The sequence below is a fragment of the Microcoleus sp. T3_D1 genome (assembly GCF_036700405.1).
GTDB lineage: Bacteria > Cyanobacteriota > Cyanobacteriia > Cyanobacteriales > Microcoleaceae > Microcoleus.
In genome coordinates this window covers 30289-47973 of record NZ_JAUBOV010000012.1, presented here as the reverse complement: position 1 = coordinate 47973, position 17685 = coordinate 30289, and the positions used below count along the sequence as shown (strand labels likewise).

7 protein-coding genes are annotated in these 17685 nt (G+C 45.9%); 5 read left to right on the top strand and 2 right to left on the bottom strand.

Features of this window, described 5'->3' with window-relative positions; translation table 11 throughout:
• Positions 1–249: 249 nt before the first annotated feature.
• Entirely contained in the window at positions 250–5742 is a 5493-nt protein-coding gene (locus QT992_RS08245) for a response regulator (protein ID WP_333376810.1), read from the top strand.
• A 191-nt stretch (positions 5743–5933) separates the two neighbouring features.
• Here QT992_RS08245 and QT992_RS08240 read toward each other — a convergent pair whose 3' ends face one another.
• Both QT992_RS08240 and QT992_RS08235 read right to left on the bottom strand, forming a co-directional pair.
• Positions 5934–6641: an ABC transporter ATP-binding protein gene (locus QT992_RS08240; RefSeq protein WP_006631855.1), complete on the bottom strand. Its 708-nt coding sequence runs from the start codon at positions 6639–6641 to the stop codon at positions 5934–5936.
• Between the two features lie 61 nt (positions 6642–6702).
• Positions 6703–7482 (bottom strand): ABC transporter ATP-binding protein, encoded by a 780-nt coding sequence (locus tag QT992_RS08235; RefSeq protein WP_333376808.1) that lies wholly within the window; start codon positions 7480–7482, stop codon positions 6703–6705.
• Positions 7483–7775: 293 nt separating this feature from the next.
• Here QT992_RS08235 and dpdE point away from each other — a divergent pair, with 293 nt between their 5' ends.
• Genes dpdE through dpdH form a run of 4 tightly spaced genes read left to right on the top strand, consistent with a single transcriptional unit; the run spans position 7776 to position 17681 of the window.
• Positions 7776–11144: a protein DpdE gene (dpdE, locus tag QT992_RS08230; protein WP_333376806.1), complete on the top strand. Its 3369-nt coding sequence runs from the start codon at positions 7776–7778 to the stop codon at positions 11142–11144.
• Positions 11144–13690: a protein DpdF gene (gene dpdF, locus QT992_RS08225; protein WP_333316146.1), complete on the top strand. Its 2547-nt coding sequence runs from the start codon at positions 11144–11146 to the stop codon at positions 13688–13690. Before dpdE ends, dpdF begins: the two co-directional genes overlap by 1 nt.
• On the top strand, positions 13687–14574 hold the full coding sequence (gene dpdG / locus QT992_RS08220; protein WP_333316144.1) for a protein DpdG: 888 nt from the start codon (positions 13687–13689) through the stop codon (positions 14572–14574). Before dpdF ends, dpdG begins: the two co-directional genes overlap by 4 nt.
• The gene (dpdH, locus tag QT992_RS08215) at positions 14571–17681 is read left to right on the top strand and encodes a protein DpdH (protein ID WP_333316142.1); all 3111 of its coding nucleotides are present in this window, start codon (positions 14571–14573) and stop codon (positions 17679–17681) included. Before dpdG ends, dpdH begins: the two co-directional genes overlap by 4 nt.
• Positions 17682–17685: the final 4 nt, after the last annotated feature.

Sequence of the window (17685 nt, the reverse complement as noted above, 5' to 3'; positions counted from 1 at the left end):
GGCGAGGAATTACCCGCCCGCCCTCATGTCCGCCCTCTGGACCGATCGCATTGGTTCTGACTTTCAGAACCCGTCAATTGTCAGGATTGGGCACGGAATTAAGTTTAAATGCCAAGATGCTGGAAGTAGGGGTAAGTTTAATCGTACAGAAACTTTGAGCGCGCTTGGAAATCTCGCGGGTAAAGCCTCTCAATCAACCTGCTGCTCGCGATCGGGTTTTTCCAACAAATATCACTTTTATGCCCCCTGATGTTTATTCCCTCCCTCAGTCAGGTCATCAACCGCAATCCCCTCACCGTCACCCCTGAGACGCCCGTAGAAAAGGCGATCGAGCTGATGAGTAGCACAGGAGCCAGTTACGTCCTCGTGGTAGAACCGCGCGGGAATTCTCAATTCGGAAATCCCACGAACGGGACTTCCCCACACTTGCGCGAACAGTCGGGTTTCTACAACGGCATACCGCGTGTGGTACACACAGGAGGCAACGGGCTGCGTCTCAACGGCTCAAAAGCTCCATATCCGGGCGGCCAGACAGTGCTGGGGATTTTTACAACGCGAGATGTCGTACAGCTAAATTCGATCGGCGCTGCTTTGAGCGGATTTGCGATCGAGCAAATCATGATCAGAACCGTAACTGTAGCCAGAGAATCGGAAATTCCCGACTTTTTTGCCTTAGCAAATCTGCTGGATAAACATCAGATCGGCCATTTGCCCGTCGTCAGCGAGGCTGAAGAACTTGTCGGTTTAATTAGCTCTCAAAGCTTGGTGCAAATGTTGCAGGGAATTGGGGAATCGACAGCAAAAGCAATTAGCAGCGCTTCGCCACCTGCGGCTTTCGCGTTCCCTCCGCCGCTGCCAATTGTGCATCAGAAAGTAGAGCTACCTGCAAGTTTAATTAAACTTTATCAAATCCCTCAAATAGCAGCCTCACGAATAATTCACGCTCCTTCTAATTCTTCGGTTCGCTATTTGGCGCAACTGATGTTTAGACACAATGTTAGTTATGTATTAATCACTGAAACCCCCGATCAACACTCGACAGGTGCGGCTCACAATTCCAAATTTACAAATCCCAACATTCACAAACTGGTTGGGGTGGTAAGTTCGCGGGATATCGTGCAGTTGCAGGCCCTGGGAAGAGACTCTAACAAAATTAGAGCGGGAGCAATTTGCAGCAGTTCGCCGCCGCTGGTGCGATCGCACTCTAGCCTCGAAGCAGCCGTCGCCCTGCTGCAAAAACACTACTGCCAGTTGCCTTTATTAGTCATCAACGAAACAAATCACCCGATCGGGATTATCAATCCTAAAACTATCCTTTTACAAGCGCTGGATTCAAAATCTCTGCATTCTGGCTTAATTGCTTTGCAGCGCCAGCTAGAATCTAGCCACGCTCAATACAAAAAACTCTCAGCAGAAATACAGCGGACAGCAGCAAATAGCCACGAGATGGCTGAAATTTCTCACCACAGTTTCGTAGAGCGGCCAAATCTCCCCCCTGCAGTCAACAATCAGGGGATTTGGGACTGGAATCTCGAAACAGATGAGTTTTTTTATTCGGCGCGGTGGCAAGAAATGCTGGGCTACCAAGAAGGGGAAATCTCGAATCGTCGATCGGAATGGTGGAGTCGCATCCACCGAGATGATATTGACTCGGTAAAGGCAGCTTTAGAAGAACACTTCGCCCAAAAGACACCGGATTTTGCAGCAGAATATCGGATGTACTGTAAAGACGGCAGCACTGTGTGGGTGCTGAACCGAGGTCAAGTTTTACGCAGCGCTACCGGCAAACCGCTGCGGGTAGTAGGAACTCATACAGATATTACTCTCAACAAGCAGTTTGAAGTCAAAAACCGCGAGCAGGATGGAGAACAATTCCATCTATTTGACTCTTTGAAAGCAACAGTAATTTTCCACATAGATGCGGCGGGGGTTTGGAAATTCCTCAACCGCGCTTGGACGGAAATTACGAATTATGCGGTTTCCGAAAGTTTGCAAACTAATTTTTTAGAGTGGGTGCATCCAGATGAGCGCGAGCAATGTGCAAATTTATTGGAGTCTTTGCTGTCCGGGAAGTCGGAATTTGAACGGCGAGAACTGCGATTTAAGTCCAAGTCGGTTTCGGGGAAAAACTCCTTGGGAATTCACAGTAATTCCGGCTTTGTTTCCGTGGAACTATTTGCCCAAGTCCGGCGGAATTCCCAAGGCGAAATAGCGGGAATTTTCGGGACGTTGCACGATGTTTACAACCGCCTCGAAGGAGTTGAGGAACTGCGGGAAAGCGAGCGGGCAATTCGATCGCTCTACGAAGTAATGGTGAGCTCGGAAGGCTCTTTTGACGATCGAACGCTCCGGTTGCTGGCAATGGGCTGTAGTCAGTTTGGGATGGATATCGGGCTGTTGGGCAGGGTTTTGGGCGATCGCTACGAAGTGATTGCGGCTTATGTACCGGAAGATTTTCCCTTTGGATTTGCTAAAGGAGACGGTTTTGCTTTGAGCAGAACCTTTGAGCGAGAGGTTTTGCGATCGAGCGAACCTATTTCTGTCGAATCAGCCGGCACTACTCAGTGGCGCAACCACCCCGCCTACAGCGTCCGCAAGTTGGAGGCTTTTGTGGGGACGAGGGTAATAGTGCAAGGGCGAGTTTATGGTACTTTGAGCTTTACTTCCCGCACCACTAAATCTCCTTTTAAAGCGCTGAATTTTGAAATTTTAAAGTTGATGGGCAATTACATCGGCGCAGAAATTGCCCGCGAAGAGCGAGAGCGAACTTTGCAACGTCAGTACCAGCGCGTTTTACTACTCAAACAAATTACTCAAAAAGTGCGATCGACCTTAGACACTCAAGAAATTTTTCAAACTACCGCCACCCAAATCGGCCGCGTATTTGGTGTCAATCGCTGTACCATTCACACCTATCTTTCCGAACCTTATCCCCATCTTCCTTGCGTCGCGGAATACTTAGAACCAGGTCACGAATCGGCTTTAGATTTAGAACTTTCTGTCACTTATAACCCCTACACAGAAAAACTCCTCGCTGAAGATATAGCCCTGGCATCTCCCGATGTGTTTGCCGATCCTTTGCTCGAATCTTCGGGGCCGATGTGCCGCCGCATCGGATTAAAATCTATGTTGGCGGTTCGCACCTCCTATCAAGGAGAACCGAATGGAATTATTACTTTGCACCAGTGCGATGCAACTCGCCAGTGGACTCCAGACGAAATTGAACTGTTAGAAGATGTTGCCGCGCAAGTTGGAATTACCTTGGCTCAAGCACAACTTTTAGAAACGGAAGTTCAGCGACAGCGACAATTGGCAGAGCAAAATGAAGCTTTGGAGCAAGCGCGACAAGCTGCGGAAGTTGCTAACAGAGCTAAAAGCGAATTTTTAGCGACTATGAGTCACGAAATCCGCACTCCGATGAATGCGGTCATCGGGATGACGGGCTTGCTGCTGGATATGGAACTAACTCCTGAACAGCGGGATTTTGTGGAGACAATTCGTACCAGCGGCGATGCTTTGCTGACTATTATTAACGATATTCTCGACTTTTCCAAGATTGAATCGGGAAAATTGGATTTGGAACGCAGTCCCTTCGAGCTGCAAAACTGTATAGAAGAATCTTTGGAATTACTGGCTCCGAGAGCCTCAGAAAAAGGTTTAGAGCTGGCTTACTTTATTGATGATTCTGTTCCGAAAAACATTTTAGGAGATGTCACGAGGCTGCGCCAAATTTTGGTAAATCTGCTGGGCAATGCAGTTAAGTTTACAGAATCTGGAGAAATTGTGGTGTGCTGTACGGCTAGGCAAATTGAACAGGTAGCTGCTAAGACTTCGCCGGAAAAAATTAATATTCTAGAGCCACAACCGCTAGCAATTAACCAGGGAGAGTTGGCACGTAGCAGACAATACGAGATTCAATTTGCTGTCCAAGATACGGGAATTGGCATTCCGCCAGACCGGATGGATCGCCTGTTTAAAGCTTTTTCGCAGGTGGATGCTTCGACAACGCGACATTACGGCGGGACGGGTTTGGGACTGGCTATCAGCCAGCGTTTGAGCGATATGATGGGCGGTACAATGTGGGTTGTCAGCCAGGTAAGTCCGGGAAGTTCTAAGTCTCAACCGGGAGTTTCTGCCGGACAAAGTATCGCTGGAAGGTCGCCTGCAGAATTTACTCCGCCGTCGATCTCGGGTTCTGGTTCGATTTTTTATTTCACGGTGACTGCTGAAGCGAATGACACCCGGGCTGAGGAAAAAAGGCCCGAATTTGCCGCTGGTAAGCGCTTGTTAATTGTTGAGCATCATGCCATTAATCGGCAAGTTTTGATCCGTCAGGCAGAGTCTTGGGGAATGATACCCGTGGCTGTAACTTCGGGTGCTGAGGCTTTGGAAATCATCAAAGGAAACTCGCCGCTCGATTTAGCTATTTTGGCGATGAATCTACCAGATATGGACGGTGTGGCTTTGGCTGTGGAGATTCGGAAATTTGAGCTGAGCAATTTCTCTGGCGACGAGGCTCTAAATCCGAATGTCATCAACCTTAAAAACTCTCGCAAAATAGCACTACCTTTGGTGCTGTTTACTTATTTAAGTAAGGCCGAAGTTTGGAAAAAACTTGAAACTACAGAAGTACATTTTTCTGCTTTTTTAACTAAGCCTTTAAAACAGTCCCAGTTTTATAATGTGTTGCTGCAAGTTTTTGGATATGTTACTGGCAGAAGCGGCAGGGGAGAAGCTTCAAATGTGGTGACTTTGACTTCTGGATTGAAGTATTTTGAAAATTCTCAAGAACAGCACCGCGTGCAGCGGACGCCTGCTGTTTTGAGGCAGGTGGCGGCGAATTCTGCCGGACAGGATGGAACTAATTCTAGTCAGATTCGGATTTTGCTGGCTGAGGACAATGTGGTGAATCAAAAAGTCGCCACGCATTTACTCGACAGGATAGGATATCGGGCTGATATTGCGGCTAATGGGTTGGAGGTTTTGGAGGCCCTGAAGCGGCAATCTTACGATGTTGTGCTGATGGATGTGCAGATGCCGAACATGGACGGGTTGGAAGCGACGCGCCGCATTTGTCAGGAATGGCCTGCTAACAAGAAGCCGAGAATTATTGCGATGACTGCTAATGCGATGCAGGGCGATCGCGAAAAGTGTCTGGAAGCAGGTATGGACGATTATATTACTAAGCCGGTACGCCGGGAAGAGTTGGCGATCGCCTTGAGCAAGTGTTCACCTCTGATTCGGGATGAATTGGATGCAGTTACTGAGGAAAACAATCAAGATATTTCTGATGACATTGACAGTGAGGCTGCGGCATCTTCGAGCGTTCAACCGGGAGCAAATTCGCCGATTGATTTTCATATTTTGCAAAATCTCCGCGAGCTAGACGATGATGAAGACCCCGATTTTTTGGGGGAGCTGATTAAGATATATTTGGTAGACGCACCGCAACATTTAGAAACTATTAAGGAGGCTATTTTTCTGGGCGATGCTGATAGTTTGAAGCTGGCTTCTCACACGCTGAAGTCGAGCAGCGCCAATTTAGGAGCCGTGTCTTTTTCTGCTGTTTGCAAGGAGTTGGAGTATATGGGTCGCGCGGCGGTTGAGTCTGGAGGGGAACAGGTTTTTGATGTGAGTACGGCGCGCGATCGTCTGTTGGAAGCCCAAGCGGAGTGGGAAAAGGTGCGGGCGGCTTTTGAGACGGAATTGGAAACGGGGAAGTTGCGATCGCAAATAGGGTAAGAGGTTATTTGTTATTTGTTATTTTCTATTTGTTGGTTGTTATTGGTTATTTGTCAGTTTCAATAACCAGTGCCCCATGCCCCATGCCCCATGCCCCATGCCCCATTCCCCATTCCCAATGCCCAATGCCCCATGCCCCATGCCCCATGCCCCATTCCCAATGCCCAATGCCCAATGCCCAATGCCCATATTTAACTTTCACCTAAATACGCTTTGCGAACAGTTTCATTTGACTGCAAATCGCTAGCAGTACCAGCGACTACAACCTGACCGGTTTGGATAACATAGCCGCGATGGGCTACACTTAAAGCCATGCGGGCGTTTTGTTCCACCAGTAAAATAGTTGTTCCTTCAGCATTAATATCGCGGACGATCGCAAAAATTTGACTGACTAACATCGGTGCCAATCCCATACTCGGCTCGTCCAATAATAACAAGCGGGGGCGCGACATCAAAGCCCGGGCGATCGCCAACATTTGCTGTTCGCCGCCGCTGAGAGTTCCCCCTTTTTGACTAATTCTTTCTCGCAAACGAGGAAATAAATTTAATGCTTTTTCCATATCTGACTTGATACCGAGAGTATCGTTGCGGAGATAAGCACCCATTTCCAGGTTTTCTTGCACCGTCATTCGCGGAAAAATCAACCGCCCTTCGGGACTTTGAGAAATCCCCAAACGGACGATCGCCTCTGTAGATAGTGCTTCTAAAGGCTTTCCCTCAAATAATACAGTGCCTTGGCGGGGGCGCAGCAGTCCTTGAATCGTGCGGAGAGTTGTAGTTTTCCCCGCCCCGTTGCTGCCGATTAATGTCACAACTTCTCCCTGCGAGACTGTTAGCGATACTCCTTTGAGAGCGTGGATATTTCCGTAGTAGGTGTGAATGTCTTTAATTTCCAACATAATTGCTTTTTGTGGGCTATCTTTACCTAAATTTTAATCAAAATATGGAGATATTTACCCATTAACCATGTCCATCTTCTTCTTTTCCCAAATATGCCTCAATCACGCGGGGATCGGCGCGAACTTCTGCCGGAGTTCCCTCAGCAATTTTAGTACCGTACTCCATAACACTAACGCGATCGCTAATGCCCATCACCACTTTCATATCATGTTCAATCAGCAAAATACTCAAATTCAACTCATCGCGAATCCGGTAAATAAAGCGAGTTAAATCAGCCGTTTCGTTCGGGTTCATCCCGGCAGTCGGTTCGTCCAAAAGTAACACTTTCGGATCGGAAGCCAAAGCCCTCGCAATTTCCAATCTGCGCTGATCGCCGTAGGAAAGATTTTTTGCCAACTCCGGCGCTTTAGCAACACCTAAACCGACAAAATCAAGCATAGTGAGCGCTTTTATTTTAGCTTCCCGCTCCTCCAGATTCGCAGCGGGAGGGCGGAGGATTGCACCCAACAAACCTGTTTTTAATCGGCAGTGTCTACCTACTAAAACATTATCCAGCACAGTCATGTTGTTAAACAAGCGGATATTTTGAAAAGTTCTAGCAATGCCGAAAGTTGTCAGGCGATCCGGAGGTAAACCCGTTATATTCTTCTGTTCCAATAGCAACTGACCGCCACTCGGTTTGTAAATCCCCGTAAGCATATTAAAAAAAGTAGTTTTGCCCGCGCCGTTGGGGCCGATCAAACTGGCGATCGAGCCTTTTTCCAATGTTAAACTAACCTGGTTGACGGCAGTCAAACCACCGAATCGCATTGTAAGTTGCTGTGCTTCTAATAATGACATTTTGGGGGGGCTTCCTAATATTAGTTAAGCGGTTATAGCTCGAATTCTATATAATACCAAATCGGCTCTGTTAAAGTGCGTCAGCTTGGCTGTGGTCGGATGCTCGTTACGACACGGAAAGATTTGGGGATCGGAATGCGTTACAGAAAGTCTTGGGCTAAGCTTCATGACTGCGTTTCGGTTTAAGGTTTCCCCTTGAGTGTAAGGACAAAAAGGGTGGAAAATTAAATTACACGGGTAGTTTTTCATGGGGATGGGCTACTCTAGTAAGAGGGTATGTAGAGGCGGGAACTATGATGAAGCTTGGTTTGCTGGTGCGATCGCGAAGCGTCTCCGCAGAAAAATCGCCACACAACGACTTAGGAATCGGAAAAGTTACCGAGCTATCCTACTCTACAGCAACGGTTGAATACTTCTGCTCAATTGGGCAACGCCTGGAAAAAACCTTACCCTTAACTTCGCTTTATAGAGTTCAACTCCCGCCTCAGACACGATGCTACATCCAGCCAGAAAGCCAGGATACATGGATAATTGGCCGAATTTTTGACTGGGACGAAGACAAAGGTCAGTATCGAATCGATCTACCCGATAAAAAGATAGCATTAGTTGCTGAACAGGAAATTTACGTTCGTTGCAACCTACCCATCGATGACCCCATCGAAACTCTAGCGATGAAAGGTCAGGAAACGCCCTACTTTCACGATCGACGTTTAGCTTTTGTCCAGTGTCTCATCCAACAACGCGCTGTCAGTCGCGGAATGACAGGGCTGATTTCTGCCAATATTGACCTTTATCCTCATCAAGTTGAAGTTGTCCGCCGCGTACTCGAAGACCCCATTCAACGTTACCTCTTAGCTGATGAAGTTGGACTGGGAAAGACGATCGAAGCAGGTGCTATTCTTCGCCAGTATCTCCTCGATGAACCGCAGGGACGTGCAGTGGTGCTTGTACCGCAATACCTGCGGGAACAGTGGCTTCAAGAATTAGAACATAAATTCTATGTCTCTGACTTGGACAATCGTGTCCAGGTACTTGCAGTAGAGGATGTCGATCGAGTTAGTCCGAATGCCGATTTGGGCTTCCTGATTTTAGATGAAGCACATCATATTGCCGCAATGGCGACCTCTTCAGATTCGATACAGCGCAGGCGTTTCCAGACTTGCAAACACCTCGCTCATAAAAGCGATCGCCTACTTCTATTATCTGCAACTCCAGTTCTCAATCACGAGCAAGATTTCCTGGCGATGCTGCACCTACTCGATCCGATCACCTACCAACTTGATGATTTAGAAGGTTTTCGTGCGAGGGTGAAAAACCGCCAACAAATTGGTCGAGTTTTACTCTCATTTAAAGAGAAAGCAAATCCGTTTGTGCTTAAAACTAACCTCAACCAACTGCGAAACCTTTTTGCTGAAGATAAATATCTGCTAAATCTCGTCGAGGAATTACAAAATTGTTTGGTTTCTCAAGAAACACTCGCGGCAGATCGAGATCGAATTGTGCGATCGATTCGCACCCACATCAGCGACACCTATCGGTTACACCGTCGAATGCTCCGCAACCGTCGCGCTGCGGTGGAAGATGTAATTTTTGCCCGAAATGTGACACCAAAAGTAGAGTATGACTTAGATGAGCGATCGCCCGAAATTCACGAACTAATTGATGAATGGCGCACAGTCGCTCCTAACCAACAACAATATCAGCAAATTTTTCTACTTTTATTCCGTGCTAGCGGGACTTGGTTAGGGATTTTAGCGCAAGTGCTGGAAACCCGTTTAAGCGGCATCTCCCATTCTGCCTTGATTCAAGAATTTGGTGCTGATAATATCCGCATTCTGACAGAAACCCCTAAATTTTCTGGGGAAGAACTGATTTTGCAATCTTTACTAAGAATTATTCAGCAACCTTCAGAAGAAGGAACTCGCCTCGAATTACTAAAGATAGTGATACTGTATCATCTTTCAGAGACTTTTAAACTTCAATCTTATCGCAGCAACCTTTATAAATTGCTCGAACAGGTGCAACAGCGAATTCGCAGACCGATATCGGGAACTCCCCTACCTAAAATTGTCATTTTCACCAGTTTTGCCCAAACAGGCGCTGAAATTTTCCGGTGCTTATCAGATACCTTTGGTCAGGCCTCTGTAGCTAGCCATCAATTAGGACTGTCTCGTTCTCATGTTGAGAAAAGCCTCAACAAGTTCAAAAATGACCGAAATTGTTTTATCCTTGTTTGCGATTCCTCTGCTGAAGAAGGTCGGAACTTTCAATTTGTTGATTGGATGATTCATTTCGATCTTCCCTGGTCGCCAAATCGTTTAGAACAAAGGATTGGTAGGATCGATCGCATTGGTCGCCCTTTAAATGTTCAATTTACAGTATTCGCAGGATCAGACTTAGAGGATAGCCCTCACGATGCTTGGTATCAATTATTAAAAGACGGTTTCGGCATCTTTCATCAATCAATTGCCAGTCTCCAGTTTTATGTAGATGAAAAACTACCAGGACTGGTAACCACTCTGTTTCAATCTGGTGCTAGTGGACTATTGGAAATGATAGGGACTATCCAACAAGAAATTGCTCAAGAACAGGTAAAGATTAGCGAACAAAACGCTTTAGATGAAATAGATGCCCAGGATGAAAATGCTACCCAATATTTTCAAACTTTAGATGATTATGATGCTCGGCATCAGGAAATTAAACGAGCAACAGAAGACTGGATATGTCAAGCACTGCAATTCAAACAAATTGACGATCCGAATTTAGAAAAAGTAGGGCGTTATCAACCTACTAAGCGCACTCTAATTCCCATCCACGATCTGCAAACTCGCTTTGCTGCTTATGCACAACCCTCTGGTACTTATAACCGGAGAATATCAACTAAATATCCTGGTGTCAATCTCTACCGTATTGGGGAAGGATTTGTGGAAGCACTAGCATCTTATATCCATTGGGATGACAGGGGTCAAGCATTTGCTCTATGGCGATGCGATCGCTCTTGGGATGCTGGGGAAGGGATGGAATGGTTGGGTTTTCGCTTTAATTATGTAGTCGAGGCTGATTTGGAATTAGCCCAGCAAGTTTCAACAGATTTTGAGCTGGAGCGAAGTAGATTTGTATCTGTGAAACGGCGCGCTGATGCGTTATTTCCTCCGATCGTAGAGACAATTTTTATTGATACTCGCTACGAACCAATGAGCATTGTTGAAGATGAAGCTGTTTTGAAGATTCTGCAAGGTTCGTACAAGGGTAAAAGTTCTCATCCCTGCCGAGATTATAATTTAGCAAAAAGTCGATTATCGGTTCTCAATGAGTTTGTTGATGAGAGTAAGTGGCCTGATTTGTGCAGTCAGGCGCGTGAGACTTCGGAAATACTGTTGCGCGATCGCACTTTTTTTATCTCGCTCTGCGAACAGCGCGCCCGAATCGCCGACCAGAAACTAGGAAATAGACTAGACCAACTGCGGCTGCGCCTCAACCGAATGGCTGAAAGCGAACAAACTTCGCACTCTTTACTAGCAAAAGAAGTCAACATAGAAACTGCGTTAAGTCAAGCTATTTTAGAAGGAATTCGCCATCCGCGAATCAAGCTTGATTCTGTAGGATTCATTGTAGTTTCTGGGCGACCTCCGGTTGAATCTCAGGAAGGGGGAGATGAGTGATGGCTGATTCTTTTCAAAAGCTCAGAGAAATTCTCCAAACAGATAAGATTCCTGGCGATACAAGTCAATTTTCAGAAGTCGGTTACAGGCGCTTGCTGGAAACTTTGGATGCTGCGGGAACTTCTTATGCGCCGGGAATGGGAGATATTGCGGCTCTGATCCGTCAGGTTCTGCGGCGGGAATACGAGCAAAAGGGCGGGATACCCCCAACTTTGAAAGTACCTCGGACTTCTCTTTTTCCCGCTCGCGAAATGTGGCAACAAAGCGGTATCGATATTTTGAGCGACGGTGCGGATTACTATCTGATTAGCGCTCATCCTTGGCAGCCTGATTGGCTAGATTTTTCCGCACAATATCCCCCAGAAAAACCCGTATTTGATGATAAAAAACGCCGCAATTACGAGCCAGTAGAGGGAGATCCGTTTCTGGAATTGGTGAATTGGCAGAAGTATCGGAGTGTAGGGCAACGTGAAGCAATTCGGGCTGTTTTGACGGCTCCTGACAATTCGACACTCGCCATTAACCTGCCTACTGGATCGGGGAAAAGCCTTTGCGCTCAACTGCCGGCGCTGGTGCGATCGCAAAGTGCTGGTGTCAGTGTCATTGTTGTGCCGACTACAGCACTAGCCATTGACCAGGAACGAGCTTTAAAACCTTTTGTGAACCATGCCACTGCCTATTATGGCGACGAGTTTGGGCAAGGACAAGAGAGACGGCAGGAAATTCGCGATCGCATTCGCAACGGCACTCAGCGAATCGTTTTCACATCACCCGAAAGCTTGATGAATTCTCTCGCACCTGCTCTTTACGAAGCCGCAAAATCAGAAATGCTGCGGTATTTCGTAATAGATGAAGCGCATATCGTCGAACAGTGGGGCGATGAATTCCGTCCCGCTTTTCAAGAACTCCCAGGTTTGCGAAGAGATTTGCTGCGCTGGACTTCTTTTACAACTTTATTGCTGACTGCAACCTTAACAGAATCCTGTTTAGATACCCTAGAAATTGTATTCGGGAAACCCGGCCCGTTTCAAGTGATATCTGCCGTACAGTTGCGACCGGAACCGTCTTATTGGTTTGCTTGGTGTCAAAGTGAAGAAATCAGGAAACAGCGATTAATTGAAGCAGTTTATCATCTTCCCCGCCCTCTGATTGTTTACGCCACCAAACGCGAAGATGTCCGGCGATGGCAACAGGATTTATTGTCGGCTGGATTCAAACGGTGTGCGATTATGACCGGGGAATCCAGCCCAGAAGAACGCTCTCAACTGATTGAAAATTTGCGCGAGAGACGAGTTGATATAGTTGTTGCTACTTCTGCTTTTGGATTGGGTGTGGATCAGTCAGATATTCGAGCCGTGCTTCATGTCTGCATCCCAGAAACTATCGATCGCTTTTATCAAGAAGTGGGTCGAGGAGGTCGAGACGGCAAAGCAGCAATCTCGCTCACCTTACACACCAATGAAGACTTAGAGATTGCCAAATCGCTTAATGACAAATCTGCCATAACGATCGATCGGGGATTTCAGCGGTGGAAAAGTATGTTTTTGAGGAAAGAAATTCTTCCCGATGGGCGGTTTCGCGTTCCCGTCAATATTCCTCCATCCTTACAACCAGGAGACATTGACATGAACAGCCAACAGAATCAGGCTTGGAACATCCGCACTTTAACGCTGATGAGTCGATCGGGTTTAATCGATATTGATGCCGAGGAACCGCCGCGAAGAAGAAATTTTAAATCGGAAGCAGCTTATAACGAAGCTTGGGAACTGCACAGAGAGTCCCGGTTCATCCGCATCCGAGATGAATCACATCTGAATCGTCAAACTTGGGAACATAAAGTAGAGCCAATTCGCCAACAGCGCCAAAACTGGAGCTATAAAAACCTGCAATTGATGCGTGAGGTTTTGCGGCCGAAACGCTGTATTTCAGAAATCTTTGCGGAAGCTTACACTATTCCCGCCCGTGTACTGCCAGAACCGAGAAAACAGGTGATAGTTTCTCCCGCTTGCGGTGGATGTCCTGTTTGCAGAAAAAACAGGGAACCAGAGTTTTCGGGAATTATACCCGCGCCATTACCTGTATGGCAAAAACCGAATTTTTTTGTAGGTGAAAAACTCAAATACTTGCTGGGAGAAGATAAGTTAATGCTCGTTTTCTATGAGTCTCTTGAATCTCAAAGCTGGAAACTCAAAAGCTCTAAATTTTTTAACTGGTTAATCGAGCAGGGAATTAATAATCTTGTTGTGGCTGATGAATTTCAGAGTATATTGATAGCAGAAACAAATGGAATTGCCGATGCTTGTATATTTGTGTTTGCAAAATACGAACCCATGCTGATGCCGCGCATTCCCACCCTGATATTTCATCCGCCCGAAAAGGCTATCCCTCACAACTATCTGTCACTCAACAGAACTTCTCAAGCTCCGCTAATCATTATGCTTCCCGTAGATACACCCGATCCGAGCCGCGATGACCGCAAGCTGATTAATATTTTTTCAGGCAGATACTTGATGTTTAACCATTTTTGCAGGGAGGTTAATTTATGAGCGTCTTAAAAACTGCTTTGGCTACTCCTAGCAGAATGCGAGGAATATTTAGATATTTACTTGAAGCACCCAAACAGCGCGAAAACAAAGAAAAACTCACTCGGCTGCTTTCTCCACATGAATTGTCAGAAGGGAGAAACAAAAGTGCCGAATATCCGATGTTTGATGCTGCACTGCGAGAAAGCATAAAATGTCGCTTATTAATCGCAGAGAATGATGATATTGCTATAAATTTTGAGCTTCCCAAAGCATCTCGACATCCTAAAATGGGTGATAAACTGTTACCCGATACGCTGGTACAGCTATTGTTTGCTTCTGATAACGAAGATGAAGAAGATTTAGGTCGGTTAATAGCATGGTATTTAGCACAGGATATTTATGATGCTCCCGGTACATGGCAAGAAGTAGAACAGCGTGTCGCAGAGCAGGGAGTTGCTGAGTCTTTAGATTTGAAAATATCCAGCAATAGTTTGTTTGGTCAAGTCGAGGACTGGATGTGTTATTTAGGGTTTGCTTGGGGTCATGCTTCAGATTCCAACAAAAAACTTGTTGTGGCTGAGCCAACTGCTTATCTCAGACGAAATTTAAAGGATTTATTTCAAGGAGAAGCAAAAGCTAAACTTTCAATCAGAGAGTTTATCGATCGCCTAGCTCAAAAATGTCCTCTGTTTGAAACGGGAAAATTTCGAGAACAGGTAGAAGAAAAACTTGGTTTTCGCTTACCCAATCACTTATCAACTAGCACGGCATTTGCTTTATTTCGCCTTCAGGATGATAAGTGCATCAAGCTTGTAAAAGAGTCTGATGCCGATTTATTCATCTTTCCCGGGGTAGGAAATGAAGAAGGATTTTCTCATATTATTTGGACGGGAGTAGAACTATGACATTTACAAAGTTTGTGTGCTGGGATGTCGATCGCGTTCGCCGCGTAATGGGTGTGGAGGCTACCCAAACTCCAGATAGTATATTTCTGGCAACTCACCATCCAATTGCCATGTACCGCCAGGAACTTATCGATGCACCGTCGCGTGTTACCTACAGTGAGGAACAATTTCTGAAAGACTTTCTCGCTGAACAAGATTTCGCTTTCGTGCCAGTTTTAGGCAGTTCGGGGACGGGAAAATCTCACCTGATTCGCTGGCTGGCCGCCAATATTGAATCGACCCAAAAGCGCCGAGTTTTGCTCATACCCAAAATTGGAACGAATCTCAAAGATATTCTCAGTTTAATATTAGAAGGGATGGCAGGAGCAACTTTTGATGAATACCGGCAGCGTTTAAATCGAGCCACTAGCAGCTTGACAGAAGCGCAAGCGCGGGAACAACTTCTGAATCAGCTTGCGGCTGCTGTTGGCCCAAACGGTCGGGGCGATCGCACAAAACTGTCGGACGTGGAAGATTACCTAGTTGGTGCTGTTGATTCTTTCCTATACGATCCATTTTTCCGAAAAGAATACTGGCTAAAGGATGGGGGTATTATCCATCAATTAGTTATCCACATTCTCGGACAGCGAGATACGGTAGAAGTTGTGGAAGAACGGAGACATTTTTCGCTAAATGACTTGCCTCTCAATGTTTTAAACTTGCAAAAAGCTGGGCAGTCTGCGCGGGAATTTTATAGCTTACTCATCGGCGATGAGGATATTCAAAGGGCAACTGTAGATTGGTTGAACCGACATTTAGATGAAGCCATAGCTCAGGTTTTGAGCTTGGGGCGGGAAGATTTACAAAGATTGATGGGGGAAGTTCGCGAAACTTTAGCCCAACAAGGAATAGAGTTAGTTTTGCTGATTGAAGATTTTGCTAAATTGCAAGGCATCGATCGCGAAGTTTTAGAAGCTGTGTTAGCGCGACCTCAACAAGCGGGTGGCAAACATTTGTGCGCGATCCGAACGGCGTTAGCTTGTACTACGGGCTATTTTGACAGTTTGAGGTTAGATACTGTAAAACAGCGGATTACTTTTAGCGTTAATCTTGACCTTGGCACAGTTGGCGAACAATCTTTAGTGAATTATGCAGATATCAAACAATTTGTGGGTCGATATCTCAACGCCGTGCGTTTGGAGGATAAAACAATTCAAAATTGGTGGGCTGACTCTCGCAATCGCGAAGGTGCGGATCGAGAATCTCTACCTAGTGCTTGCAATGAATGCGAACACAAATTAGCTTGTCATGCAGGTTTTTCAGAAGCAGACGCTTTGGGTTTGTATCCTTTTACGCCTGAAGGATTAGAACAAATGCTTTCTAGAGTCAATCCCGGCAATTTTAACCCTCGGATTTTGATTAAAGATGTTCTTAAGTGGACGCTAGAAAATTCTGCTGCTGATATCGAGGGCGGAGAGTTTCCTGCTATTTCTGTTCGAGAACACTTTGGCAAAATGCGGCTGAGTGCAATTGTTCAGGGAGATATTCAAGCGAAAGATCCAGAAAATAGCGATCGCCGCCAGATTCTCCTAGATTTGTGGACGGATAGTAACGAGCTTTGCGATTTGCACCCAGAAGTTCACTCTGCATTTGATATTCCGGCGCTGGGCGTGAAGGTTCAGCCTACAAAAAAATCATCATCTATTTCGGGTGCTAAAGAGTCTAGGTCTTCTGTTAGTAAGTATCAAGTTGAGTCACAATCTAAAACTAAAAAAAATCTGGCAGCAGCCGGACAAGTTCCCGACAAGCTGACTAGGCAAAAAGAATTTCTTGATAGGTGGAACAACACTCAAGAAAGTTTCCCGCAAGATCTCGCTGGGGAACTGCGGCCGTTGATTTACTCAGCTATCGGCGAGCGGATCGAATGGGATACGGAAATGCTGCTTAAGGGGGTTTTTGCTAGTAGTGGGACGACATATTTTAAAAGCAGAAATATTACTTTTTATAGTCGAAAAGTGACGAGGGAGACGATTTCTGGAGTTAAACTATCTCTTCCTCTGAATCCTGATGATGCAGATGAGTTTCGGGAAACCGCGATCGCCTTTCAAGGTATGTTGCAATACAGCCATTACAAGCATTGGAGGTTCCCCGATGGATCTCGCTACTTTCGCACCTACGCCAAACAACTGGAAAAATGGAGTCAATATGTTTTAGAGCAAATTCGCCTGTATCCCCGCGAGTCTGGGGAACCTTGGAACCCTGTACCTGCTGCAGTTGAGCTACTGGCGATCGCCGCCACAATGGCAGGACATTCTACCAATTCTACTGAAGATTCGATCAATGCTTTGTTTCTCAAACTAGAGCCCAAAGATTTAGAAAATCGTTCAGCTACTTGGAAAAAGCTATTTGGTACTTTACAAAAACACCGCGATGCTTTACTAGACATTGTTAGGAGTCGAACCGCTTGCACGAAAGGAAGCTCTACACAATTTCAAATTATTGATACTGTTCAAATTTTGGAACCTTTGAAGCAGGTTAGCAAATCTTGGCAGCCTCAATCTGAAATTCCGGCCGATGTTCGGGAGAAGTTCTCGGAAATTGATAAAGCGCGTCAAGCTGTGGATGAAATGCTAGAAAAAGCGATTCAAGAAGAGTGCGATCGGCAACTTGCTGTTTATCGTTCCCTAGTATCTGAATTAGGAGAAAATCTCAATAAAAAGGAGGTTTATGATGTTGTAAAACAGGCAATGGAGCGAGCCAAAGAAGCAGGTGTAGTTCGGGGGGAGAAAAATTTCGATGACCTAATACCTGTCTTGAAACAGTTTAAGGCGATCGAGCTTTCTAGCTATGTAGATACCATGAAACGCTTGCAAATTGAAAAAGATAGTCCAGACATTCAACCTGGGAAGCTGCTCAAGTATCTCAGCGAAAATCATCAAAAAGCAATGACAGAATCTTCTGAATTTCTCAATAGTACCAATAATTTTCTTGATGCTTCTCTAGCCGAGGTTAATGACCGGATTGAGGAGTTAGAAGTGTCAGGCGGTGGAACGGTAGAATCGAGCCATAGAGCTATTCAAGATGGATTGGCTAAACTGCGGAATCTAATTACTGAGGTTAAAGGATAGACAA